We start from the raw sequence: 244 nt of genomic DNA on the forward strand, positions 1-244 counted from the left end.
CTTCTTCTACGGCAAGTATCACGCGCTGAAGAATATCAATCTGCACATTCCCGAAGGCAAGGTGACCGCGTTCATCGGCCCGTCGGGTTGCGGCAAGTCCACGCTGCTGCGCACCCTCAACAAGATGTACGCGCTCTATCCGGAGCAGCGTGCCGAGGGCGAGATCCTGATGGACGGCGAAAACCTGCTGACCTCCAAGCGCGATATTTCGCTGCTGCGCGCACGGATCGGCATGGTGTTCCAG

At 59.4% G+C, this 244-nt stretch carries 1 protein-coding gene; it reads left to right on the forward strand.

The genetic code is table 11. From position 1 onward, the window contains the following. A partial coding sequence (locus SB764_RS43740; protein WP_410867269.1) for an ATP-binding cassette domain-containing protein occupies nucleotides 1-244 on the forward strand: 244 nt, incomplete at both ends.

Source organism: Paraburkholderia sp. SIMBA_027, assembly GCF_046535315.1.
GTDB classification, from domain to species: Bacteria; Pseudomonadota; Gammaproteobacteria; order Burkholderiales; family Burkholderiaceae; genus Paraburkholderia; species Paraburkholderia tropica.